This is a genomic window from Corynebacterium sp. CCUG 70398 (genome assembly GCF_024454055.1).
GTDB classification, from domain to species: Bacteria; Actinomycetota; Actinomycetes; order Mycobacteriales; family Mycobacteriaceae; genus Corynebacterium; species Corynebacterium genitalium.
The window spans coordinates 377,200-398,799 of record NZ_JAGPYZ010000002.1 but is presented as its reverse complement, the minus strand read 5'-3'; the positions used below and the strand labels follow the sequence as shown (position 1 = coordinate 398,799).

The 21,600-nt window shown below is 64.5% G+C and carries 20 protein-coding genes, 1 tRNA gene, 1 other RNA gene and 1 pseudogene; 13 read left to right on the top strand and 10 right to left on the bottom strand.

Translation table 11 applies throughout. The annotated features are described in order from the left end of the window. Positions 1–130 precede the first annotated feature (130 nt). A complete protein-coding gene (locus tag KBX07_RS04515; RefSeq protein WP_256023193.1) occupies positions 131–268 on the top strand; it encodes a hypothetical protein in 138 nt (45 codons plus the stop codon). 123 nt (positions 269–391) lie between these two features. Here KBX07_RS04515 and KBX07_RS04510 read toward each other — a convergent pair. Next, positions 392–480 (bottom strand) — tRNA-Ser (locus tag KBX07_RS04510). 153 nt (positions 481–633) lie between these two features. On the opposite strand from KBX07_RS04510, the gene ffs reads away from it, so the two are divergent. From ffs to KBX07_RS04495, 3 genes are all read left to right on the top strand, one after another. Continuing rightward, positions 634–730, top strand: an RNA gene (ffs, locus tag KBX07_RS04505) — signal recognition particle sRNA small type. 113 nt (positions 731–843) lie between these two features. Continuing rightward, entirely contained in the window at positions 844–2,115 is a 1,272-nt protein-coding gene (locus tag KBX07_RS04500) for an aminotransferase class I/II-fold pyridoxal phosphate-dependent enzyme (protein ID WP_256023191.1), read from the top strand. Continuing rightward, the gene (locus tag KBX07_RS04495; protein ID WP_256003955.1) at positions 2,115–2,636 is read left to right on the top strand and encodes a suppressor of fused domain protein; all 522 of its coding nucleotides are present in this window, start codon (positions 2,115–2,117) and stop codon (positions 2,634–2,636) included. The genes KBX07_RS04500 and KBX07_RS04495 overlap by 1 nt, the downstream gene beginning before the upstream one ends. An 18-nt stretch (positions 2,637–2,654) precedes the next feature. Here the strand turns inward: KBX07_RS04495 and KBX07_RS04490 are convergent, their stop codons facing one another. After that, entirely contained in the window at positions 2,655–3,302 is a 648-nt protein-coding gene (locus KBX07_RS04490) for a response regulator transcription factor (protein WP_255997171.1), read from the bottom strand. Beyond that, positions 3,290–3,976: a sensor histidine kinase gene (locus KBX07_RS04485; RefSeq protein WP_256023189.1), complete on the bottom strand. Its 687-nt coding sequence runs from the start codon at positions 3,974–3,976 to the stop codon at positions 3,290–3,292. Before KBX07_RS04485 ends, KBX07_RS04490 begins: the two co-directional genes overlap by 13 nt. 83 nt (positions 3,977–4,059) lie before the next feature. Here KBX07_RS04485 and KBX07_RS04480 point away from each other — a divergent pair, with 83 nt between their 5' ends. From KBX07_RS04480 to recR, 5 genes are all read left to right on the top strand, one after another. Further along, entirely contained in the window at positions 4,060–4,734 is a 675-nt protein-coding gene (locus KBX07_RS04480) for an ABC transporter ATP-binding protein (protein ID WP_256023187.1), read from the top strand. 5 nt (positions 4,735–4,739) lie between these two features. Next, positions 4,740–6,122: an FtsX-like permease family protein gene (locus KBX07_RS04475; RefSeq protein ID WP_256023185.1), complete on the top strand. Its 1,383-nt coding sequence runs from the start codon at positions 4,740–4,742 to the stop codon at positions 6,120–6,122. 48 nt (positions 6,123–6,170) lie between these two features. Then, positions 6,171–8,654 carry a DNA polymerase III subunit gamma and tau gene (locus KBX07_RS04470; RefSeq protein ID WP_256023183.1) on the top strand — a complete coding sequence of 828 codons (2,484 nt, stop codon included), beginning with the start codon at positions 6,171–6,173 and terminating at the stop codon, positions 8,652–8,654. A 60-nt stretch (positions 8,655–8,714) separates the two neighbouring features. Continuing rightward, a complete protein-coding gene (locus KBX07_RS04465) occupies positions 8,715–9,071 on the top strand; it encodes a YbaB/EbfC family nucleoid-associated protein (protein WP_255995899.1) in 357 nt (118 codons plus the stop codon). Positions 9,072–9,205: 134 nt separating this feature from the next. Further along, positions 9,206–9,841 (top strand): recombination mediator RecR, encoded by a 636-nt coding sequence (gene recR, locus KBX07_RS04460; protein ID WP_005287289.1) that lies wholly within the window; start codon positions 9,206–9,208, stop codon positions 9,839–9,841. Positions 9,842–9,994: 153 nt separating this feature from the next. Here the strand turns inward: recR and KBX07_RS04455 are convergent, their stop codons facing one another. From KBX07_RS04455 to KBX07_RS04430, 6 genes are all read right to left on the bottom strand, one after another. Further along, a complete protein-coding gene (locus KBX07_RS04455; RefSeq protein WP_256023181.1) occupies positions 9,995–10,729 on the bottom strand; it encodes a glutamine amidotransferase in 735 nt (244 codons plus the stop codon). Beyond that, positions 10,722–12,002: a Mur ligase family protein gene (locus KBX07_RS04450; protein WP_256023179.1), complete on the bottom strand. Its 1,281-nt coding sequence runs from the start codon at positions 12,000–12,002 to the stop codon at positions 10,722–10,724. Before KBX07_RS04450 ends, KBX07_RS04455 begins: the two co-directional genes overlap by 8 nt. Before the next feature lie 11 nt (positions 12,003–12,013). Next, positions 12,014–13,039 (bottom strand): DNA polymerase III subunit epsilon, encoded by a 1,026-nt coding sequence (locus KBX07_RS04445; RefSeq protein ID WP_255995904.1) that lies wholly within the window; start codon positions 13,037–13,039, stop codon positions 12,014–12,016. Then, positions 13,033–14,127 (bottom strand): hypothetical protein, encoded by a 1,095-nt coding sequence (locus KBX07_RS04440; protein WP_256023177.1) that lies wholly within the window; start codon positions 14,125–14,127, stop codon positions 13,033–13,035. Before KBX07_RS04440 ends, KBX07_RS04445 begins: the two co-directional genes overlap by 7 nt. Positions 14,128–14,230: 103 nt before the next feature. After that, positions 14,231–16,069 carry a 2-isopropylmalate synthase gene (gene leuA, locus KBX07_RS04435; protein ID WP_256023175.1) on the bottom strand — a complete coding sequence of 613 codons (1,839 nt, stop codon included), beginning with the start codon at positions 16,067–16,069 and terminating at the stop codon, positions 14,231–14,233. Positions 16,070–16,266: 197 nt separating this feature from the next. Continuing rightward, a complete protein-coding gene (locus KBX07_RS04430) occupies positions 16,267–17,148 on the bottom strand; it encodes a DMT family transporter (protein WP_255995908.1) in 882 nt (293 codons plus the stop codon). 133 nt (positions 17,149–17,281) lie between these two features. On the opposite strand from KBX07_RS04430, the gene KBX07_RS04425 reads away from it, so the two are divergent. The 3 genes from KBX07_RS04425 to KBX07_RS04415 all read left to right on the top strand — a co-directional run bounded on the left by KBX07_RS04425 (position 17,282) and on the right by KBX07_RS04415 (position 20,653). Continuing rightward, positions 17,282–18,178 carry an acetamidase/formamidase family protein gene (locus KBX07_RS04425; protein ID WP_256023173.1) on the top strand — a complete coding sequence of 299 codons (897 nt, stop codon included), beginning with the start codon at positions 17,282–17,284 and terminating at the stop codon, positions 18,176–18,178. A gap of 131 nt (positions 18,179–18,309) precedes the next feature. Further along, positions 18,310–19,575: an aspartate kinase gene (locus KBX07_RS04420; protein ID WP_256023172.1), complete on the top strand. Its 1,266-nt coding sequence runs from the start codon at positions 18,310–18,312 to the stop codon at positions 19,573–19,575. 46 nt (positions 19,576–19,621) lie between these two features. Next, positions 19,622–20,653, top strand: a complete 1,032-nt coding sequence (locus KBX07_RS04415) for an aspartate-semialdehyde dehydrogenase (protein WP_255997160.1) — start codon at positions 19,622–19,624, stop codon at positions 20,651–20,653. Here the strand turns inward: KBX07_RS04415 and KBX07_RS04410 are convergent. After that, complete coding sequence (locus KBX07_RS04410) at positions 20,650–21,207, bottom strand: RNA polymerase sigma factor (protein ID WP_256017996.1); 558 nt, start codon at positions 21,205–21,207, stop codon at positions 20,650–20,652. The two genes, KBX07_RS04415 and KBX07_RS04410, sit on opposite strands and share 4 nt — an antisense overlap. 197 nt (positions 21,208–21,404) lie before the next feature. Between KBX07_RS04410 and KBX07_RS04405 the strand changes: the two are divergent. Beyond that, positions 21,405–21,527: pseudogene (locus KBX07_RS04405) on the top strand (NYN domain-containing protein); the annotation flags it as partial. Positions 21,528–21,600 lie beyond the last annotated feature (73 nt).

The window sequence follows — 21,600 nt, the reverse complement described above, 5'->3', positions numbered from 1 at the left end:
CCTCCCGCATAGCGAAGATGAGCTTGTTCCACCCGACCCATGACAGGAAAGAATTGAACAGGGACACTCCCCATCGGCGAGAGGTTTCACGGGACAAGGACAAGCGATCCCACAGGGAGCACGGGACATAGTGCTCAAGAGAATTGCCGACGAATGGAGCACATCCGAATGCCATGAAGATCACTATGAGGACAAAGATCGCAGAGTGGCCGCTCGTCGCGTCCGCAACAATCTCAAGGCCCGCGACGGCAATTACCGTTATGACTAGGGCGATCACGCCAACGCCGCCTGCGCACTGATGGACATAGGTTGTCAGTTTAAAGCTGGGGGCAGCGGGGGCGTCGATAAGCAAAATGCCCTGGCCTGAACAGTGCAGACAGGGCATTTCGTGTGGCGGAGGATGTGGGATTTGAACCCACGAGGGTCGTGAAACCCGCACGCGTTCCAGGCGTGTGACATAGGCCGCTAGTCGAATCCTCCAACGACGTTGCTCTGCTCACCGCAAGGCGGTGAACAGCGTCGAGCAACCACTTTAACCGATCTGGGGCGGTGCACAAAATCCCCGGGCGGAACCGGGTTGGGCGCAGGTAGGCGTGCTTTTTGAATCGCCTTGCCCGAGACGATAAGCTGGTGCGCAGGATCTCACGCGGTGCTTATCTTGTGAACTCCCCCAGGGCGGGAACGCAGCAAGGGTCAGCGAGCTCTGGCAGGTGCGTGAGGTCCCTTTATTTTGCGCGTACACGCTCGGGGGCGGTGTCCGTCCGCTGATCGCGGGTACGCTGGACGTGGCAAATTAAACTTACCCATTTCCCGTTTAGCCGAACGCAAAGGACGTGATCGCCAATGTCCCTTCTGGATCTTGATCAGGCAGCCCGCGACGAGCTCGCGCAGCAGGTGCGCGGCGAGTACGAGGCGCTCAAAGCGCGCAACCTGAACTTGGACTTGACCCGCGGTAAGCCGTCGTCGGAGCAGCTCGACTTTTCCAACGAACTGCTGGAGCTGCCGGGGCGCGAGAACTACACGGACTCCTCGGGCACGGACGTGCGCAACTACGGCAACCTGAAGGGGATTGCGGACATCCGCGAGATCTGGGGCGAGCTCATCGGGGTCAACCCGGAGAACCTGTACGCGGGTGATTCATCGTCGCTGAACATCATGTTCGACCTGATCTCCTGGTCCTACACCTTCGGCAACAATGACTCGGAGCGTCCGTGGCGTGAAGAGGAGACAGTGAAGTGGATCTGCCCGGTGCCCGGCTATGACCGCCAGTTCGCCATCACGGAAAAGTTCGGCTTCGAGATGGTCAACGTGCCGATGCTGGAGGATGGCCCGGACGCGGACGCCATCGCTGAGCTGGCTAAAGACCCTGCCGTGAAGGGTGTGTGGGTCGTGCCGATGTACTCCAACCCGACGGGTGCGACTGTCTCGGAGGAGGTCGCGCGCAAGCTTGCCACGATGGAGACGGCCGCGCCGGACTTCCGCGTCGTGTGGGACAACGCGTACGCCGTGCACACGTTCAAAGATGATTTCCCGCCGATCATCGACGTTTTGTCCATTGCCGCGGAAGCCGGCAACCCGAACCGCTTCTGGGTGATGAGCTCGACCTCCAAGATCACCCACGCCGGTGCCGGTGTCGCGTTCTTCGCGTCGTCGACGGAGAACCTGGACTGGTACGCCTCCATCGCAGGGATCCGCGGGATCGGCCCGAACAAGATCAACCAGTTGGCCCACGCGAAATTCTTCGGCGATGTTGACGGCGTTCGCGACGTGATGCGCAAGCACGCGCAGTCGCTGGCCCCGAAGTTCGAGGCCGTGCTGGAGATCCTCCAGAACCGCCTCGGAGAGTACAACGTGGCGCGCTGGACGGAGCCGGAGGGCGGTTACTTCATCTCCCTCGACGTCGTCGACGGCACCGCCACCCGCGTCTGGGAGCTGGCCAAGGAAGCCGGTATCAGCCTGACCAAGGCGGGTTCCGCTTTCCCGCACGGCAAGGACGACAATGACCGCCACATCCGCCTGGCGCCGTCGTTGCCTCCGCTGGATGAGGTCCGTACCGCCATGGACGGCGTGGCCACCTGCGTCCTGCTCGCCGCTTTGGAGAAGCTCGAGCGCTAGTGGCACCTGAAGAGACGATTGAGTGGCTGACGAATGTTGTCGGCCCGATTGAGGTGCGCGAACTCGCCGGATTCCCGATCGCGGTAGCACAGACAATGCCGCTGGCCGCCACGGTGGGTTTCAGCGCGGAGGACACGGGCCTGACCCTCGACTCCGACGGGGTCACGTCCGTGCGGTGCGAGCTGGTGTGCGGGGGAGGAAGTCCAGAGCAGCGCGCGATGGCGCTCGCCGGGACGTGGAACACGCTGCGGGATGCCGCGATTCCCGCACAGCCTGGGGAACTGTTGCCGCAGCTTATCGACGATCCCGACCTCACCGTCCACCACGGCCTCCTGCGCGAACCCCAGCTGTTTGACCAGGGGACACCGACCTTCACGGAACCGGGGCAGATGACCCTGTTGCTGGAATTGGTGTTGCTTACCGACGATGAGTACGAAATCGCCGCCGAGCAGGGCCTCGAGGTGCTCGAGCGCCGTTTGCGCCGCCGACGGACCGATCTTGCAGACTGGGGTCGCGACTAGCTCACGTCTAGCCCACCACTAGCTCACGCCGCGTTCGGACAGGTACATCAAGATCGCGCGCACGCGCCGGTTCTCCGTGTCGGGGTGCAAGCCCAGCTTGGCGAAGATCGACGAAACATGCTTCGCCACCGCAGCACCGGAGAGGTAGAGCTTGCCGGCGATCTCCGCGTTGGACAGGCCTTCCGCCATGAGCTCGAGAACTTCACGCTCCCGTGGGGTGAGGGTAGTCAGCCACCGCGAGCTCGCGGCCATGAGCGCGCCGGCGACGTCCGGGTCGATCACGACTCCCCCTGCGGCGACAGTCTCACAGGCGGCAACGAAGTCCTTGACCTCGGCCACACGGTCTTTGAGCAGGTAGCCGGTGCCGCCGCCACCGCCGGCGAAGAGTTCGCGCGCGTACGTCGCGGCGACGTACTGAGACAGCACCAGCACGTTGACGGCTCCGAAGGTTTCGCGGAGGGTGAGGGCGGCGCGCAGGCCGTCGTCACGCATGTCCGGCGGCATCCGCACGTCTGTGATCACGAGGTCAGGGCGCTGCTCATCCACGACCCCTGCCAGCGACGGCGCATCGCTGACCTGTCCGACCACCTCGTGCCCGCGCCGGGTGAGCAGCCCGGCGACACCTTCGCGCAGCAGCGCAGAGTCATCCGCGATCACGATCCGCATTGCGCCACCCCGCTTTCACCGCGGAAGAGAAGCAGCGGGATCCGCGCGATGACAGTCGTGGGGCCGCCGCTCGGCGAGTTGAGCTCGACGGATCCGCCGAAAGCTGCGATTCGTTCCCGCATGCCTTCCAAACCGCCGCCCGCCCGGAAGTGGGCACCGCCGTCACCACCATCGGTGACAACGGCGTTGAGTGTGTGGTCGCTGGTGATCAGCACGTCCACGGGCGCGCCGGGCGCGTACTTCGCCGCGTTGGTCAGTGCTTCGGCGGTGAAGAAGTAGGCGGCGGCAAGGACGGAGGCGTCGATACGCGGAAGGGCATGCGGGGCGCGGACGGTAACGTGCGGGCCGTATTGGGCGGCCGCCGTTTCGATCGCTGCAACGAGGCCACGGTCGGTGAGCTCGCGCGGGTGAATTCCCCGCACGGTGCGCCGCAGGGCTTGCAGGCCTTCGGTGAGGTCGCGTGCGGCGTCGTCAAGCAGCGGCGAATCCACCTCAAGCCGCGCCTCACCAAGCTTCATGGCGGCGGCGACGAAGTACTGCTGCGCCCCGTCGTGCAGGTCGCGTTCGATGCGCAGCCGCTCGATTTCGTACGCCTCCGCGATTCTGCGCCGCGACACCGTGAGTTGGTGGATCGCCGCGGCGGAGGCCGCTTCGTGGTTCTGTTTGCGCCACATGTGTCACACAGTAGCGGGGTAGTGCTAGCACTACCCTTATTCGGGAGTCCGCACCATGGTCTGTGCGCAGAGCCGAAGGTGGAATGGGAAGCATGCTTGAATTACGCGACATCACGAAGTCATTCACTCAACAACGGGTCCTTGAGGGCATCAGCCTCACCGTCGAGGCAGGCCAGTCCGTTGCCATCATGGGACCGTCCGGCTCGGGCAAGTCGACCCTGCTGCACTGCATGTCCGGGGTGCTTGTGCCGGATTCCGGCGAGATCCTTTTCAACGGGCGCAATATCGCAGCGCTTAACGACGCCGCACGTTCCGAACTCCGCCTCGACCACTTCGGCTTCATCTTTCAGGACGGACAACTGCTTCCCGAACTGACCGCGAAGGAGAATGTGGCGCTGCCGCAGATTCTGCGCGGCACATCCCAGAAGGAAGCGCACGCCGCTGCTGCTGACATTCTCGGCCGCTTGGGCATGGGTGAATTCGTGGACCGTTTTCCCGGCCAGCTCTCCGGCGGCCAAGCGCAGCGCGTGGCCATCGCCCGGGCTTTCGGCGGTCCGCCGATGGTCGTGTTCGCCGACGAGCCGACTGCAGCCCTCGACCAGGCAACCGGCCATGAGGTCATGCAGCAGATCACCGCGATCACCCGGAAGGCCGGCGTGACGCTGGTGCTGGTCACCCACGACCCGAATATCGCCGCGTGGTGCGACCGGCGGATTGAAATCCGCGACGGCTTGATTCACTCGGAGGCTGCAGCATGAGCGCAATGACGTTGATGACAGCTGCACGGTCCCAGTCACGCGACAGCCGCTCGCAGCGCAACACCGGTGAGCGCTGGGTGGGAATATTGTCTCTGGTGGCGTTCACCCTATCCACGTGGATGCTGTGCACGCTCGCCGGCGGGACGTGGATGTTCTTTGAGCGCCACCGCAACCCCCACCCGGAGCTCACCGCAGGCTCCGAGGAGTTTGGCACGCCGTTCTCTTTAAGTTATGTCTTCCTCGCCCTGTTCGCAGGCCTTCTCTTGCTGCCGACGTTGCTCGGTTTGCTCACCCAAGCCGCGCGCACGAATCTCGGCGGGCGGGAAGAACAATTGGCCGCGCTGCGCCTCATCGGTGCGACCGCCAGCCAGGTGCGCGGGATGATGACTCTCGATGCGCTGCGGCAGGCGGCCATCGGTTTGGTTCTTGGCACGGCCCTCTACCTGGCCACTGTGCCTGCATGGTCACTGTTGTCCTTTCAGGACAAACCCATCGGGACATGGGAGATGGTCACCTGGTGGCTCGTGCCCGCGGTGTGGTTGCTGGTGCTGGTTCTCGCCGCCGGGTCTGTCTGGTTGGCGTTGCGCCGCGTGGCCATTACTCCGCTGGGTGTGGCCCGGAAAGTCCCGCCCAAGGGCCAAAGCGCCGTTGTTCTCATCCTGTCGGTGATTGCGGCCATCGCGCTGTACCGTGTGCTCTCCAGTCTCACTATCACACCCGGTGCGGACGCGCTGGAATTCGCCATGATGCTCATGATCGTCGGCTCCATGCTGGTGATCAACGGGCTCATTGCGGTCGGCATCATTCAACTCATCTCGCGCCTGAGCTACGGGATCCCAGGTGGCGCCACCTACGTGGCCACCAGGAGGGTCGGCCGTGGGGTGCGCACCACGTGGAAACGTGTGGCAGCGTTGTTCTTTGTGTCGATGATCGCCGGCTCCGGAAGCTTCATCTCCGCAGTTCCAGAACTTGAGGGCGACCCGGTTTCGGCGATGATGACAACGGACATTGGTACAGGCCTGGCGACCACGGCAGTCTTCGGTGCCGTGTTGCTGGCCGCCTCGACCCTGCTCACCCAGTCGCTGGCGGTTGTTGAGCAGAAGCAGCTGACCCAGGCGCTCTACTTCATCGGTGCGCCGACGAGCTTCCACACCCGTACCGCAGTGCGCGAAGTGGGCGTGCCTATGCTCCTGGCCATGGTGATGGGGTTCTGCATGGGCGCTCTCATGGGGTCGATCGTCGTGGTGCTCTACGCCGACGTCGGCAAGCGTCTCGCTCTGTTCGCCGCGTTGATTCTGCTGGCGTTCATCGGCTGCGTCGCGGCAGTGGCGGCAACCGGGCCGCTGCGCGCCAAAGTCCTCGCCGAGACGGGGCGGCTCAACGACTAAAGACTGAGGTCGGCGACAGTGTCTGGGGCGAATAGTAGGGTTAGTTCCGTGGCTCTCTACAGGAAGTACCGCCCAGGCTCGTTCGCCGAGATGATCGGGCAGGACCAGGTGACCCGTCCGCTGTCGACCGCGCTGGACAACGGGCGGATCAACCACGCTTATTTGTTCTCGGGGCCGAGGGGTACTGGCAAGACGTCGTCGGCACGCATTTTGGCGCGGTCGCTGAACTGCGTCGAGGGGCCGACGTCGACACCGTGCGGGGTGTGCGCCTCGTGCGTGTCGCTCGCGCCGGGTGGGCCGGGCAACCTCGATGTGACAGAGCTGGATGCCGCATCGCACCGCGGCGTGGAGGACATGCGCGCGCTGCGCGAGAGCGCCATGTTCGCGCCGGCGGAGTCGCGCTACCGCGTCTTCATCGTCGATGAGGCGCACATGATCACCCGCGAGGGTGCGAACGCCCTGCTCAAGGTGGTGGAGGAGCCGCCGGAGCATCTCGTATTCATCTTCGCCACGACGGAGCCGGAGAACATCATCGGCACGATCCGGTCGCGCACCCACCACTACCCATTCCGCCTGCTCACGCCGAACGCTATGCGCTCGCTGCTCGAACGAACAGTCGCGGCCGAGGGCGTGACTGTCTCCGACGATGTGTATCCGCTGGTCATCCGTGCCGGCGGCGGTTCCCCGCGTGACACGCTGTCCATTCTGGACCAGCTGCTCGCAGGCGCAGGCCCAGAGGGGTTGACCTACGATCTCGCGTTGCCGTTGCTGGGGGTCACGGATCTTTCGCTTATTGACGCGACAGTGGACGCCCTCGCCGACCGCAACCCCTCAGCACTTTTCCAAACGGTGGATGACGTCATTGAAGCCGGCCACGAACCTCGCCGCTTCGCCATCGACCTGCTCGATCGCTTGCGCGACCTGATGATCCTGCGCGAAGTGCCTGACGCCTTCGACCAGGGGCTTGTCGACGCACCGACGGACCGCGCCCAGATCCTCGCCGCCGAAGCGGACTCTTTCACCGGCACCCAGCTGGCGCACCTGGCCACAGAGGTCAACGAGCGACTCGGGATGCTGCGCGGCGCCACCTCCCCGCGCCTGTTGCTGGAAATCATGATGGCGCACCTGCTCGGCGTGTCTACCGGCACCCAGGCCCCAGCTGCCATTACAGGTCTGGAGGAGATCCGCGATGCCTCCGCCGAAGCCGTCGGCATGGGCGACCAGCCGCGCGGTGCCGCCGCCGCGCTCGCGGCCGCTGCCGCGGTGCAGGCCACAGCCGACGTAGTGTCGCAATCCACGCCGGCGCCGCGGGAAGCGCCCAAAGCGCAGCCTGCACAACCCCAGCAGAGCCAACAGTCGCGTCCGGCACAGCCAGCCCCGGAAACTGCCCAGCCGGCCCCGTCCGCCCAGCCATCGGCGCCGGAGCCGCAGGAACAGACTGCGCAGCCCGCTCAGCCGGAGCCGGAGCAGCCCGCTCAGCCCGCTCATCCGGAACCGGGGCAACCGGAGCGCGAGCCTTCCCGGCCCGAGCCTCAGGAGCATGCTGAACCGCGAGAGCGTGCCGAACCGGAGCCGACGGAACCGGTTTCAGAGGCAACGTCGGACGGTAGTGACGCTGGCGCCAGCGATGAACTGATCGGCCGCATTCACCGCGAATGGATCACGCTGCGCCAGTTCGTAGGCGAGCGCAATAAGGTCGCGGAGATCATGTTGACCGAGGCCAAGCCGCTGGGCATGGAAAACGGCACCCTCATTGTCGGCCACAACACCGGCGCTTTGGCCAACGCCATCAATTCCGAGCACAACAACGTCGACATCGTTGCTGCGTTCGCCGAGAAACTGGGCACTGAAGTTGCCGTGCGCTGTGTGGTGGGTACGGACCCAAAAGCCGCGGGCTTTGAGCCCCAACCCCCACCGAAACGCAACGAGTGGAACCCGACCCCGCCACCAAATCCAACGCCGAGCCAGCCAGCGGTGCCTCAGCCAGAGGCGAGCCAGGAGCAGGAGAAGAACCCCGACGAAGTCCGCGCAGAGAATCCGACAGATACGGCTGACGGTTCCGCCGCGCAGGACAACCCGTCGGTGACTCCGGAACCCGCTCCCGCGCCTGTGGAAGACGACGAGAGCCAGCCCGACGCCGGGACGGACGAACCGGATGCGGTGCCGGACGGCTCGGAGGAGACGTCGGCACTTGCAACCGAGCACGCGGCGACTCAAGAGGGCCCGGCCCAGAGTGCACCCACCCAAGAGCTCACCGGGGCAGCGGCCGCAGCGGCAGCGGCGGCTGCCGCGGTAGGTGGTCGATCCCGTAACCGCGACTTCCAGGGCTTCAGCGATGGCACCCCGTTGCCGCCTGAGCCTGCCGACGATTTCCCCGACGCGCCCGATGAGGACCCCGCCGCCTACTCGCGCGAGGACGAAGAGCGCGACATGGTCGATCAGTCCCAGGAGGCTGGAGAGCTCGATCGCCGCAACCCGACGGAAATGGCGATGGAGTTGCTTGCCGACGAGCTCGGTGCCCGTCCCCTGTAAGCCCCCTGGCGCTTCTCGCTACACTGGTGTGAAACGAAATCAAAGGAAAGGCCAACAATCATGACTCAGCCCGATCAGCCCGGTATGCCCGATATGCAGGAACTCATCCGCCAGGCGGCTGAGGTTCAGGCGCAGATGCAGCGCGCGCAGGAGGAAATCCTCGCGACCAACGTGCAGGGCACCGCTGGTGGCGGCCTGGTGACCATCACGATGACCGGTGGCGCAGACATCACCGACCTGAAGATCGACCCGGAGGCTGTTAATCCCGAAGATGTGGAGACCCTCCAGGACCTGATCCTCGCCGCATACCGCGATGCGCACACCAAGGCTGGCCAACTCGCCCAAGAGAAGCTCGGCCCGCTGACCCAGCCGGGCGCGGGTGAAGGTAATGACTTCACCCAGATGTTCGGCGGCTAGTAGCCGACGGCCGACACAGGTCAGCACTATCAAACAGGGCCTTTCGGGGCCCTGTTTGCGTTTCGGAGAGGTGTCGGCGACTCCGGGGTCCTCGGTGGCAACCGAACGGCGGGTGAGTGACTAGTATTGCAACGGTGTTTGAAGGCCCGCTGCAAGATCTGATTGACGAATTTTCTCGCCTGCCCGGTGTCGGACCGAAGTCGGCGCAACGGATTGCGTTCCACCTGCTCAAGACCGATCCGGAGGACATTGACCGGCTCCGCGCGGCGTTGGGGGCAGTCCGTGACGGGGTGACCTTCTGCCGGATCTGCAGCAACGTCTCGCGCGAGGAAGTCTGCCGAGTCTGTGCGGACTCGGGGCGCGACGCGGGACTGATCTGCGTTGTCGAGGACGCAAAGGACATCCAGGTCATCGAGCGCACAGGGGAGTACACGGGCCGTTACCATGTGCTCGGCGGGGCACTGGACCCGCTGGCGAATGTCGGGCCGAAGGACCTGTCCATCTCGTCGCTGTTGCAACGTATTGGCGGGGTGTTGCCGGACCGCGATCCGGATGACGCAGATAGCATCCCCGAGATTCACGAGGTCATCTTGGCCACCGACCCCGATACAGAGGGTGAGGCCACAGCGTCCTACTTGGCGAGGCTGCTCAAAGACTTCCCGGAACTGACTGTGTCGCGGTTGGCATCGGGCATGCCGCTCGGCGGGGATTTGGAGTTCGTGGACGAACTCACCCTCTCCCGTGCGTTGTCCGGCCGCCTCACTTTGTAGCGGCCAACGGCTCCTTGCCCCGGCAGCACGCTCGCCTGGAATACTGCTGGAGAATATAAGACAGATCGCACCCTTTTGACCTGCGTGTCTGTGTGAGCAGTATTCCGGAAAAGGGCCAGTAGTATTCCAGCGCGGAAAGGCGGAAGGGGGAGGTTAGCCTTTCAGGCGCTCGAGGCGCAGGCGGTCGACCTCGGGAAGTGCAAGCGGCTCGAGGTCGGACAAGGGCATGTCTAGCGCCTGGGCGAGGATAAGGTCCGCCAATTCGGGGTTGCGGGCCAGCGCCGGACCGTGCATGTAGGTGGCGATCACGCTGCCTTGGACAACCCCTTCGACGCGGGCACTGCCAGCACTGCCGCCGTTGCCGTTGCCGTTGCCGGTCCGGACGGTGCCCAACGGCTCGGCGTCGGGGCCCAAGACGGTGCCTCCGAGGTGGTTCTCAAACCCGGTCAGCGGCTGGGTCAGCTCGCGCGTGATGCCGGCTTTGGTCGGGGCCGACGAAACTTCGCCGATGGAGCGGGTGGGAAGGGGGGTGGTTGTGGCGTCGATAAGCGACAGGCCGTCGACGGCGGAGCCTTGCGCGTAGAAGGAGACGCCGAGTACTTGCAACCCTGCGCACACGGCGAAGATGGGGCGGCCTGCAGCTGCGGCGCGGGTGAGGCCGCCGTCGGTGCGCAGGTGCTCCGCGGCGAGAACCTGGGCTGCGTCCTCACCGCCGCCGATGGTGTAGCAGGACAGGTCGTCGGGAACCGGCTCGCCGAGCTTGATCGGCACAATGTCGGCGGTCATGCCGCGCATGCGGGCGCGGCCACGCAGGACGAGCGCGTTGCCGTCGTCGCCGTAGGTGCCTAGGACGTCAGACAGGACAAGGCCAATGCGGATGTTATCCACGGGCAGACTCCTTCGTCAGCGCGTTCTTCAGGTTGAGCAGCGCGGTGTAGTTGGCCAGGACCTCGACGCGGCCGGGCGGGCAGGCTTGAATCGCCTTGACCGGGTCGTGGATGAGCTCGTGCTCGATGCCGGCGTAGAGCAGGCGGACGGCCAGGTCGGTTCCGCGCTCACCGGCGGCCTTGACGGACATTCCTTCGAAGTCCTCGAACTTCACGTCCCACAGCCAGGACAAGTCCTCACCGTCGCCCTGCTGGCCGTTGACAGCGATGACCAGGCCGTCAGCATCGCGGTCGACCATGGACAGAGCCTCCTGCCAGCCCGCGGGGTTCTTGGCCAGCAGCAGGCGCGCGTGGTGGTCGCCGACGGTGATGGTGGTGTAGCGGCCGGCGACGTCGTCGATGCTCTCTGTGGCGGCGATAGCGGCGTCCACGTCGACCCCGAAGGCCTCGACAGCGGCGGCCACAGCCTGGGCGGCGTTGCCGCGGTTCGCGCGCCCTGGCAGGGTGAGCTCTAGCGGGTAGGTCCCGTCGGGTCCGGTCAGGCCTTCGTCGGCGACAGCCCAGTCGGGGGAGGGGCGGCGGAAGTCGCCTGTGGTGGCGTACCAGTCGTCCTCATCGCGCACGATGTGGCCGGCCCCGCGGGGGTTGGACACAGAATCACCGAGCCAGCCTGCGCCAGCGGAAACCCACACGACATTCGGTGCGTCAAGAGCCACCGAGGTCATCAGGACATCGTCGCAGTTCGCGATCACGGTCATCTCCGGATGCTTTTCGACGCACCCACGCAACGCCCGTTCAATCGCATTGATCTCTCCCACCCTGTCGAGCTGGTCCCGCGACAGGTTGAGCAGCACGAGGGCCTCCGGCTTGAGCCGGTCGGCGATCGCGGGCACATGCAACTCGTCGACTTCGAGGACGACGTGGGAGGCTTCACCGTCGGCAAGCAGGGCGGAGATGATGCCCGCGTCCATGTTGTCGCCGCCGTCATTGGTGGCCACGGTGTACTTCGTGCGCAGCGCTGCCGCGAGCATGCCAGTCGTAGTGGACTTGCCGTTGGTACCGGTGACTAGGATGGTCGGCCGGCCCGCGAGCCCCTCGAGGATATTCGGGTCGATCATACCGGCGACAAGGCCGCCGATCATGCCGCCGGCCCCGCGGCCGGTCGCCCTCGAGGCAGTGGTGGCTAGTTTTGCGGCGGACACTGCGGCCCGCGAACGCAGGCGGGCAAAGGCGCTCCTGCCGCCGGTGGTGCTCCGGCTCGTGCTTGAACTCATGGGTAGAAACTTTAGCGCAGCGCCTCGGCGGCGGCCGCGAGGAATTCCGTGTCCGTCACGAGCGGGATGTTCTTCCGTTGCGCGTGCATCGCCTTACCGCGCAGCTGCTCCGGCGGGCCGGTGATGTTGCTGACCACGAGCGATGTCTCCCGGGACAGCTTCTCCGAGTAGTTCAGGTCCAGGTCCAGGATCTTCTGCACCACCTCGTCGTGGTCGGCCTGAATGTCGTCCGTGACCACGACCTCCATACCGGGGCGCAGGCCGGACTTGTCAGTGAACTGGCCGGGGTTGCCCTGTTTCGGCTGTTTCTTCTCTGCCTCGACGCGGATGCGCGAGCGTTGCAGGCCGAAGCGGTCCGGGGCGAGCTCATCAGGGGTCCGCGAGACGACCTCACCGTTCTCCAACTGCTTCAAGAACAGGCTGACCAGCACGAGTGTGCGTTCGCGGGAGGTTTCCTCCTCCGGCCGCGCGGCGCGCTGCGGGCTCGCGTCCGGCGCGGGTGCATCGATGCCGGAGGCGGAGGCGACGGATTCGAGTCGGACGTCGATAAGCGTCACGCCCTGCTTGCGTGCTGTCGCGAGCGTATCGACGATGCCTTCCGGCGCCGGCACATGCCCCACCCGCTGCCTGCGGCGGCCTTGCCTGCGGTTGCGGGAACGGTTCGCGCGGGCTGCGGCGTTCATCGCGCGGCGGGCTTCGGACACGATGAACCCCCACGTCATAGGGGCATCATGAACCACAAGTGTGCGCGCATCGAGGAATTTGTCCAGCGCCTTAAGGTGGCGGGAGAATTTCGCGGCGCGCTCGAACAAGTTCGGCTCCACCCCGTGCATGTGCATGGGGCCCGGGTCACCGCCGACGTTGAAGATGCGGTGGAACTCCTCACCGACCACCCCAGAGTCGTCGAACGCCACCGCATCGAGGGTGACCAAACGCCCGGTGCTCGGGTGGATATTCGTCGCTTGCACGTAGAGCGCGACATACGGGAACTGCTCGGCCGGCGGGATCACCTCGGCCTCAGGGGTGCCTTCTACCATGAAATCTCAAAAATGGGCTTGCCGCCGCGCTCCTCAGGCGTCAGTTCACGAGGCGGGGGCGGCGGTGGAGCAGGGGCCGGTGCGGGAGGTTGTGCGGGTGCGGGAGCAGGAGCGGGCGGCGGCGCAGGAGCAGGCGGCGGCGCGACGTACTGGTTGTTGTAATCGTTGCCGGACGGCGATTGCGGAACCGGGGCAGGAGAGCCCGGCTGCGGAGCCGGGGGCACGTGAGCTCCCTCGTCCGTCGCGGGATCCTTGTCCGGGTCCTCGGAGGGCTCCTCGGGTTTGGAGGATTCAGGCGGTGCTGGTTTCTCGGAGGATGCCCGTGTGGGCAGGCTCGGCCCAGTGGATGCCGTTGTGTTGTCGGACCCCATGAAGGCGTTCATCTCTTGGCCCTGCTGGCCCATGCCGGCGTAGTAGCTAATGGTGCCCACTATGCCCAAGGCCAGCGCGAGCGCCACGACAGCGGTGGTGTTGGTGCCCATGCGCTCCGGGAGCAACCGCACCCGGCTACTCGACCGGGGTGCATCGCCTTCCTGGTCTGCGGCCAGAGCGGCTGCCTCCGCCTCGGCGTCGGCCGCGAAGTACGTGTTCGCGGCGCTGGCACCAGCAGCTGTTGCAGTGCCGGCAGCAACGGCGGCACCGGCACCGTCGTCTCCGTCTTCATCTTCGGGCAGGTCATTTTCTGCGTTCACCGGGGCAACCGCAGTTACGGGCCCGCCGCCGAGAGCGTCCGCGTACACGGTCACCGTTGGGGTGCCGTCCGCGGTGGAGTACACGCCGTGGGCCAGAGCGATCAGGCCGCGGCTTTCCATCATGCGTAGAGACGGACTCAGCTCAGCGCTTGCAGCACTGTCGAATTCGCCGAGCACTTCACCGTCGATACGCGCGACAACATCGCCCGCGGCGTCGAAGGCGATCTCCACGGCCACGCGGGCGCCGTCACTGCTGACGCCGACACATTCTGCGGCGGCAGGCTCCAGCGTGATCACGCGCGGTGTGCCAGCGGGCAGCCATACGCTCTGAGTTTGCGGGGACAGGTCAGAGCGATCTTTGGCAAAACCGTCGCCGTCTGGCTTGGTCAAGCTCATCGCCTCCCCTGGTTACTCTGTGGAACGGTGCCTAGTCGTGCCCCTAGAGTAGTACGACCACAAGGGTCCAAGCCAACAGGCGGGAGCGGCGGACTACTGACCTCTACTGGCCCAGAGGTTGCTGCACCTTCAAACCACGGTTGACAGCAGAGACCATCGCCTTGATGGATGCGCGGGTGGTGGAGCCGGCGATACCCACGCCCCAGGCCTCTGATCCGTCGACGTCGCTGTAGATGAAGCAAGCTGCGTCGGCGTCGCCGCCGGCGGTGCGGGCCTGTTGGCGGTAGTCGCGCACCTCGTATTCAAGGCCCAGGGAGCGCAGTGCGCTGGCAAAGGCCGCGATCGGGCCGTTGCCGGAGCCGGTGATCTCTTTTGTCTCGCCGTTGTAGACAACGCCGGCGGTCACGGTGGCTTCATCGTCGTCGGACTCAGCGGCGTCCACATGCAAGCTGACCAGCTCGAGCGGCGTGTCCACATCGAGGTATTCGCCAGCGAAGACGTCCCACATGTTCTTGGAATTGACCTCACCGCCCTCGGAGTCGGTGATCGCCTGGACGACGGAGGAGAACTCCGCCTGCATCTCCTTGGGCATGTCGATGCCGTGGTCGGTCTTCATGATGTAGGCGACACCGCCCTTGCCGGACTGGGAGTTGACGCGGATGACGGCCTCGTAGTTGCGGCCCACGTCCTTCGGGTCGATCGGCAGGTAGGGCACCTCCCACACGGTTTCGCGCAGGTCCTCCCAGGCCACCTCGGTGGAGGAGGCGCCGGGGCGCACCTTCTGCGCCAGAGCATCCAGGCCTTTGTTGATGGCGTCTTGGTGGGAGCCGGAAAACGCGGTGAAGACCAAGTCGCCGCCGTAGGGGTGGCGCTCCGGGACACGCAGCTGGTTGCAGTACTCCACAGTTTCGCGGATGCCGGCGATGTCGGAAAAGTCGATCTGCGGGTCTACGCCCTGGGTGAGCATGTTCAACCCCAGCGTGATCAGGTCGACGTTGCCGGTACGCTCGCCGTTGCCGAACAGGCAGCCTTCGATGCGGTCCGCACCGGCCATGTAGCCCAGCTCTGCCGCTGCGACACCTTCGCCGCGGTCATTGTGCGGGTGCAGCGACATGATGATGGAGTCGCGCTTGGCAAAATTGCGGTGCATCCACTCGATGGAGTCTGCGTAGACGTTCGGAGTGATCATCTCCACTGTCGCGGGCAGGTTGATGATCATCGGGTTGTCCGGGGTGGCCTCCATGATGTCCACCACGGCGTCGCAGACCTCCACAGCGAAGTCCAGCTCGGTACCGGTGAAGGACTCCGGGGAGTACTCCCAGCGCCACTGGGTGTCCGGGTAATCCTTAGCAATGGTCTTGATCAGCTCAGCTGCGTCGGTAGCCAGCTTCTTAATCGCCGGGCGGTCTTTGCGGAACACCACCTCGCGCTGCAGCTTGGAGGTGGAGTTGTAGAAGTGGACGATCACGCGTGGCGCGCCTGCGCAGGCCTCGAAGGTGCGGCGGATGAGGTGCTCGCGCGCCTGAACGAGAACCTGGATGGTCACATCCTCCGGGATCATGCCTTCTTCGATGATCTCGCGCACGAAGTTGAAGTCGGTCTGGGAGGCGGACGGGAAGCCGACCTCGATTTCTTTGTAGCCCATCTCCACCAGCAGCTTGAACATGCGACGCTTGCGCTCGGGGCTCATCGGATCGATCAGGGCTTGGTTGCCGTCGCGGAGGTCGACCGCGCACCACTGCGGTGCGACCGTGATCTTCTTGTCCGGCCAGGTGCGGTCCGGCAGGGTGATGTCTTCGACTTCCTGGGCGAAGCTCAGGTAACGGTCGGCTGGCATCTGGGAGCCGCGCTGCATGTTCCAGGCGGGCTGGCCTTCGTTGCGGGGGCCGTTCGGTTTGCGGATTTCAGAAGGTGCGCTGATCTGGGAGTCAGAGGGGGTCATGGCGAACGTCCTTGTGTGAGAGTTAAGTCGTCAGGGTACGGCCGGCATGGCGAACTCCGCGACGGGGCGCCGGCCGTGAATGAATGTGGCCTAGAACCCGCCGCGGCGTAGAAGTAGGGCAGTTCCCTGACGTGGGAGCGCCTGCACACGCGCGGTTGCCAATGACATGGCTCACACCCTACCACGCGTCTGCGGGCTCACACCGATTTCCGGGAGAGCATGAACGTTGCTGCGAACATCATCAGAACCGCCAGCGCCATCAACGCCCACCCAAGCGGCGTGGATACGTCGAAGGTCTCTCCGAGCAGCGTTAACCCCAACGCGTATGCAAGCAGCGGCTCGAAGATCTTCATTGCAGGCAGCGACTGCGCCAGGTTGCCGGCGCTGAACGCGTACTGCTGCACAATCGTGCCCAGCACTGCGGCCGCCAGCAGAGCGTAGAGCGGCCACGCCGTCAGCAGGCCTTCCACGCCGCCGGCAACGAAGGTGTCCACTGCCTTCTTTGAAAACACCGCGAGATAGCCGAAGATGGCGCCGCACACCGCCCCCAACGCAAATGTGCTTATCGACGCGTCGTGGCCCACGGCCACGGCAAACACCACCGCCATGATCACTGCGCCGATCCCCACCGCGACGAGCCATTCCGCTGGTGGAGCCTCGCGGGTGCCGGGCACAGGACGGCCGAGAATGACCAGCACACCGACGGCCGCCGTCAGCGTCGTTGCCCAGAACGTCTCGTCGATTTCCATTGGGCGGCGTTCTACGTGGGCGGCCAGCAGCAACGTCATTAATAAGGAGAGAACTAGCACCGGCTGCACAACCAGGAGGGAACCGTAGGCAAGCGCCACCGCTTGGAAGCCGTAGGCCAGCCACGCCAACATGAGCGACAACCACCACGTAGGACGCTTCACCGTGCCGAGCGTGGAAACTTTCGATGCACCCGCGCCTGTACTCGCGGACTCCACTTGGCGGCGGTGGCGGAGAACTATCTGGTGCCTCCACACTGTTCCTGCCGCGATGGTCAGCGCCGACAGCAGCGCGAAAGTCACGGCGAGGAAGTTGTTGTGCACCCGGATCATGGTAATAGGTAGGGGGCCTAAACCCCTGTAACAACCGCTGTAACCATGCGTCTCATCAGGTTTCAATCTGCAACGCGGGGAGTTCACTAAGCTATGGACAACCACTCAATTGCTGTGAAAAAGAGGTTGATCCGTGCATTCCATTCGGCCCCACCACTGTGTTCTGTCGATGTCGCGCAAGCACAGACCGCAGTTGGAAATCAGCAGTGGAGACGAGGTCGCGGTGCAGACGATGGACTGCTTCTCTAACACCGTCACCGATGAGTCCCAACTGTTCGACTCCATTGGTGAGGAATTGGTGAACCCGGCAACGGGCCCCATTGCGGTCAGGGGCGCCCGCCCCGGTGACACGTTGAAGGTGGAGATCCTGAGCATCGAGGTGGGAGGCCAGGCCACCATCATGACCCACCCAGAGGTCGGGGCGCTGCCCGGCACCGTCGAGGAACGCACGCGCCTTCTGCCTGTGCGCGACGGTCAGGTCTACTTCTCCGAGCGGGTCGCTATCCCTGTTCGGCCGATGATCGGTGTCATCGGGACCGCACCGGCTAAGCGTGCCGTGCCCACGAGTGAATCGCGTGAGCACGGCGGAAACATGGACACCAAAGAAATCGTGGCGGGTTCGACCCTCTACCTGCCCGTCGAGGTCGAGGGTGGGAATCTCAGCCTTGGCGACGTGCACGCAGTGATGGGTGACGGTGAAGTCGCTGTGTGTGGTGCAGAAATCGACGCGGAAGTGAAGATCCGGGTCACGGTGATCCCCGGCCGGCCACTGCCGCTGCCGTTCCTTGCTGCGGGCGATTCCGTGTACGCCATCTCTTCGGAGATCGACCTCTACGATGCTGTCAGTGAATCGACCCGGATGATGCGGGACTGGTTCGCTGCCGCCAGCGGTCTGGATAGAACGGACTCGCTGATGTTGTTCTCGCTCGTCGGGGACACCCAAATCAGTCAGATCGTCGGGGAGTGGAATACGGCGCGATTCCGTTTACCGGTTTATATTCTCCACCAATACGGCGTGCGGCTTCCTTAAGCACTGATTAAGCGCTAGTAAGAACAAGTATGCGATCACAAAGCGCGAACGCGCCACGACGTACGTAAAGTGGGCACCGCATGTGCAGGCCGTGGCCGGTCTGCACAGAAAACAAGTAAGGAGAACGCACCGTGGCACTCATCGTCCAGAAGTATGGCGGCTCGTCGCTGGAGACCGCGGAGAGAATCCGTGCGGTGGCGAAGCGTGTCGTCGAAACGCGTAAAGCGGGCAACGATGTCGTTGTGGTTTGCTCCGCAATGGGGGACACCACCGATGAGCTGCTTGACCTTGCGGCGCAAGTGAACCCGACTCCGCCGCCGCGCGAGATGGACATGTTGCTGTCGGCGGGGGAGAGGATCTCTAACTCGCTCGTCGCTATGGCAGTCGCCTCACACGGCGTGGACGCGCGGTCCTTTACCGGTTCCCAGGCGGGTGTGATCACTACCGAGCGTCACGGCAACGCCCGTATTATCGAGGTCACCCCCGGCCGCGTCAAGGAGGCTATCGACGCCGGCAAGGTTGCCATCGTCGCCGGCTTCCAAGGCGTCAACCGCGACTCCAAGGACGTGACCACGCTCGGGCGCGGCGGGTCCGACACGACTGCGGTCGCGCTGGCTGCAGCCCTCGGTGCCGACGTGTGCGAAATCTACTCGGATGTCGACGGCGTCTACAGCGCTGATCCGCGCATCGTCCCCGACGCGAAGAAACTGGACAAGCTCTGCTTCGAGGAAATGCTCGAACTGGCAGCCTCTGGTTCGAAGATTCTCGTTCTGCGCAGCGTGGAGTATGCCCGCGCATTCAACGTTCCTATGCGAGTACGCTCGTCTTACAGCAACGATCCCGGTACCCTCGTGACCGGAGCGATGGAGGATATCCCCATGGAAGAAGCAGTCTTGGCAGGCGTCGCCACCGACGACTCTGAAGCAAAGATCACCGTCTCGGGCATCACGGACGTTCCCGGTGAGGCAGCGAAGCTGTTCCGTGTGCTGGCGGACGCCGAGATCAACATCGACATGGTGCTGCAGAACCCCTCGTCGCTGCACGACAACATCACTGACATCACCTTCACCCTGCCGAAGGCCGACGGCCCCCGCGGCCTCGAGGCGCTGCGCGAACTGGCGAAGAAGGAGGGGTGGGGTGACATCGCCTACAACGACAAGATCGCCAAGGTGACCCTTGTCGGCGCAGGCATGAAGTCCCACCCGGGTGTGACCGCAGACTTCACGCAGGCTCTGCGCGACAACGGCATCAACATCGGCATGATGAACACGTCCGAGATCCGCATCACCGCTGTCATCGAGCAGGAGAAGATGGAAGACGCTGCCCGCGCCATCCACGAGAAGTTCAACCTCGGCGGCGGCGAAGCGGCCGTCGTCTACGCAGGTACCGGGCGCTAACACGCGCAACGCTCGCCAACTGCCCAATAATCAAAGGAGAACAGAAATGACCACCGTCGCCGTCGTCGGCGCAACCGGCCAAGTCGGCCGTGTCATGCGCGACATTCTGGAGCAGCGCAACTTCCCCGCAGACACTGTGCGCTTTTTCGCATCCCCGCGCTCTGCGGGCAAGAAGATCGAGTTCCGCGGCGAGGAGATTGAGGTCGAGGATCTCACCCAGGTCACCGCTGACTCTGTCGCGGATGTCGACATTGCGTTGTTCTCCGCGGGCGGTTCCACGTCGCGTGAGTGGGCGCGCGTGTTCGCTGAAGCTGGCGCCAAGGTTGTGGACAATTCCTCGGCGTGGCGCAAGGACGATGAGGTCCCGCTGGTCGTGTCCGAGGTCAACCCGGACGACCTCAAGGACCTGCCGAAAGGCATCATCGCCAACCCGAACTGCACGACCATGGCAATCATGCCTGTCATCAAAGCGCTGCACAACGCTGCCGGGTTGAACACCATGCGCGTTGCGTCGTACCAGGCGGTGTCTGGGTCGGGGCTTGCGGGCGTCGACACGCTTGCGGCGCAGGTCGCGGGCATCGGCGAGCGCAACACCGAGCTCACACACGACGGCTCCGCGCTGCAGGCCGATGACCTGGGGCCCTACGTCGCACCGATCGCGTTCAACGCGCTGCCGCTGGCGGGCAACTTAGTCGATGACGGCACTCTGGAGACTGACGAGGAACAAAAACTGCGCAACGAATCGCGCAAAATCCTCGGCCTGCCGGAGCTGAAGGTGTCCGGCACCTGCGTGCGCGTTCCGGTGTTCACCGGCCACACCATGGTCGTGCACGCCGAATTTGACGAGGCCATCACGCCTGAGGATGCACGGCGCGTGCTTGACGACGCTCCAGGCGTCACCGTCGTCGACGTGCCCACCCCGCTGATGGCCGCCGGGCAGGACGACTCCTTTGTCGGCCGCATCCGCCAAGACCAAACTGTCGACGGCAACCGCGGCCTGATCTTCGTCGTCTCCGGCGACAACCTGCGCAAAGGCGCAGCACTGAACACGATCCAGATCGCCGAGCTGCTGGTCTAACTTCCTTGGCCGCCGGCCTCGATGCCGGTGACGAGGTCGCGCCGCGCACGCGCCACACGCGACCGGATCGTGCCGATGCGTACCCCGGTGATCTTCGCGGCCTCTTCGTAGGTGTACCCCAGCACTTGTGTGAGGATGAGGGCTTCGCGGCGCTCGGGAGAAAGCGCGTCGAGAAGCGAGCGGGCATCCATGACCTCTGACCAGGTGTTGGGGTTGTCGCGGCTCGGCTGCTGGGCAGCAACATCTTCGTACTCTGCCGCGGCTTTGCGGGGGCGGGCCATGTCGTGGCGCACCGAGTCGACCCACGCGCGGCGGGCAAGCGAGAGCAACCACGTGCGCGCGCTGGAGCGCGCCGCGAACCGGGGGAGCGAGCCCAACACTCGCAGATAGGTTTCCTGGGTCAGGTCGTCGGCCTGTTCACGGCCGGCGAGGTGGGCCAGTAGACGCCAGACATCGTCATGCGTGAGGCGGATGAATTCGGACAACGCTTGCTTGTCGCCGCGGCCGGCTTTGAGCGCCAGATCCGTGACGTACGCGTCGTCCTTTTTATTCACGCTTGCCGACGTTACCAGCCGAGTCGGTGTTGATTATTGGGCCTGTTCTGATATCGTTTACGTACCAGCCCAGCCGTTGACCCTCCGCCAATAAGGAGCGCGCCGATGACTGGGCTCATTCAGGTAGGCCGACAGCCGATTATCCGCGCCGACCGATAACTACTGCCATTCTGGTCGACGGCGGCTTTTACCGAACTGACTTGGGTGAGAAGGATTTCAAGCTCGACATCACTCAGAAGGGTGTCGATATGAGGATCGGCTTGGACATAGCTTCACTGGCGGAGCGATCCCTAGTGAACCAGATCGTAATGACCTCCGGAGCCTACGCACCAGGAAGATCCGCTTTTCGAAGCGGCCGCAATCACCGATAGCGAGTTTGATGGGGATCTCTAG

Coding starts and splice junctions, on each gene's coding strand:
- KBX07_RS04500 (WP_256023191.1), top strand. CDS start 844: ATGTCCCTTCTGGATCTTGATCAGGCAGCCCGCGACGAGCTCGCGCAG.
- KBX07_RS04490 (WP_255997171.1), bottom strand. CDS start 3,302: ATGCGGATCGTGATCGCGGATGACTCTGCGCTGCTGCGCGAAGGTGTC.
- KBX07_RS04485 (WP_256023189.1), bottom strand. CDS start 3,976: ATGTGGCGCAAACAGAACCACGAAGCGGCCTCCGCCGCGGCGATCCAC.
- KBX07_RS04480 (WP_256023187.1), top strand. CDS start 4,060: ATGGGAAGCATGCTTGAATTACGCGACATCACGAAGTCATTCACTCAA.
- KBX07_RS04475 (WP_256023185.1), top strand. CDS start 4,740: ATGACGTTGATGACAGCTGCACGGTCCCAGTCACGCGACAGCCGCTCG.
- KBX07_RS04465 (WP_255995899.1), top strand. CDS start 8,715: ATGACTCAGCCCGATCAGCCCGGTATGCCCGATATGCAGGAACTCATC.
- KBX07_RS04450 (WP_256023179.1), bottom strand. CDS start 12,002: ATGAGTTCAAGCACGAGCCGGAGCACCACCGGCGGCAGGAGCGCCTTT.
- KBX07_RS04445 (WP_255995904.1), bottom strand. CDS start 13,039: ATGGTAGAAGGCACCCCTGAGGCCGAGGTGATCCCGCCGGCCGAGCAG.
- KBX07_RS04440 (WP_256023177.1), bottom strand. CDS start 14,127: ATGAGCTTGACCAAGCCAGACGGCGACGGTTTTGCCAAAGATCGCTCT.
- leuA (WP_256023175.1), bottom strand. CDS start 16,069: ATGACCCCCTCTGACTCCCAGATCAGCGCACCTTCTGAAATCCGCAAA.
- KBX07_RS04430 (WP_255995908.1), bottom strand. CDS start 17,148: ATGATCCGGGTGCACAACAACTTCCTCGCCGTGACTTTCGCGCTGCTG.
- KBX07_RS04415 (WP_255997160.1), top strand. CDS start 19,622: ATGACCACCGTCGCCGTCGTCGGCGCAACCGGCCAAGTCGGCCGTGTC.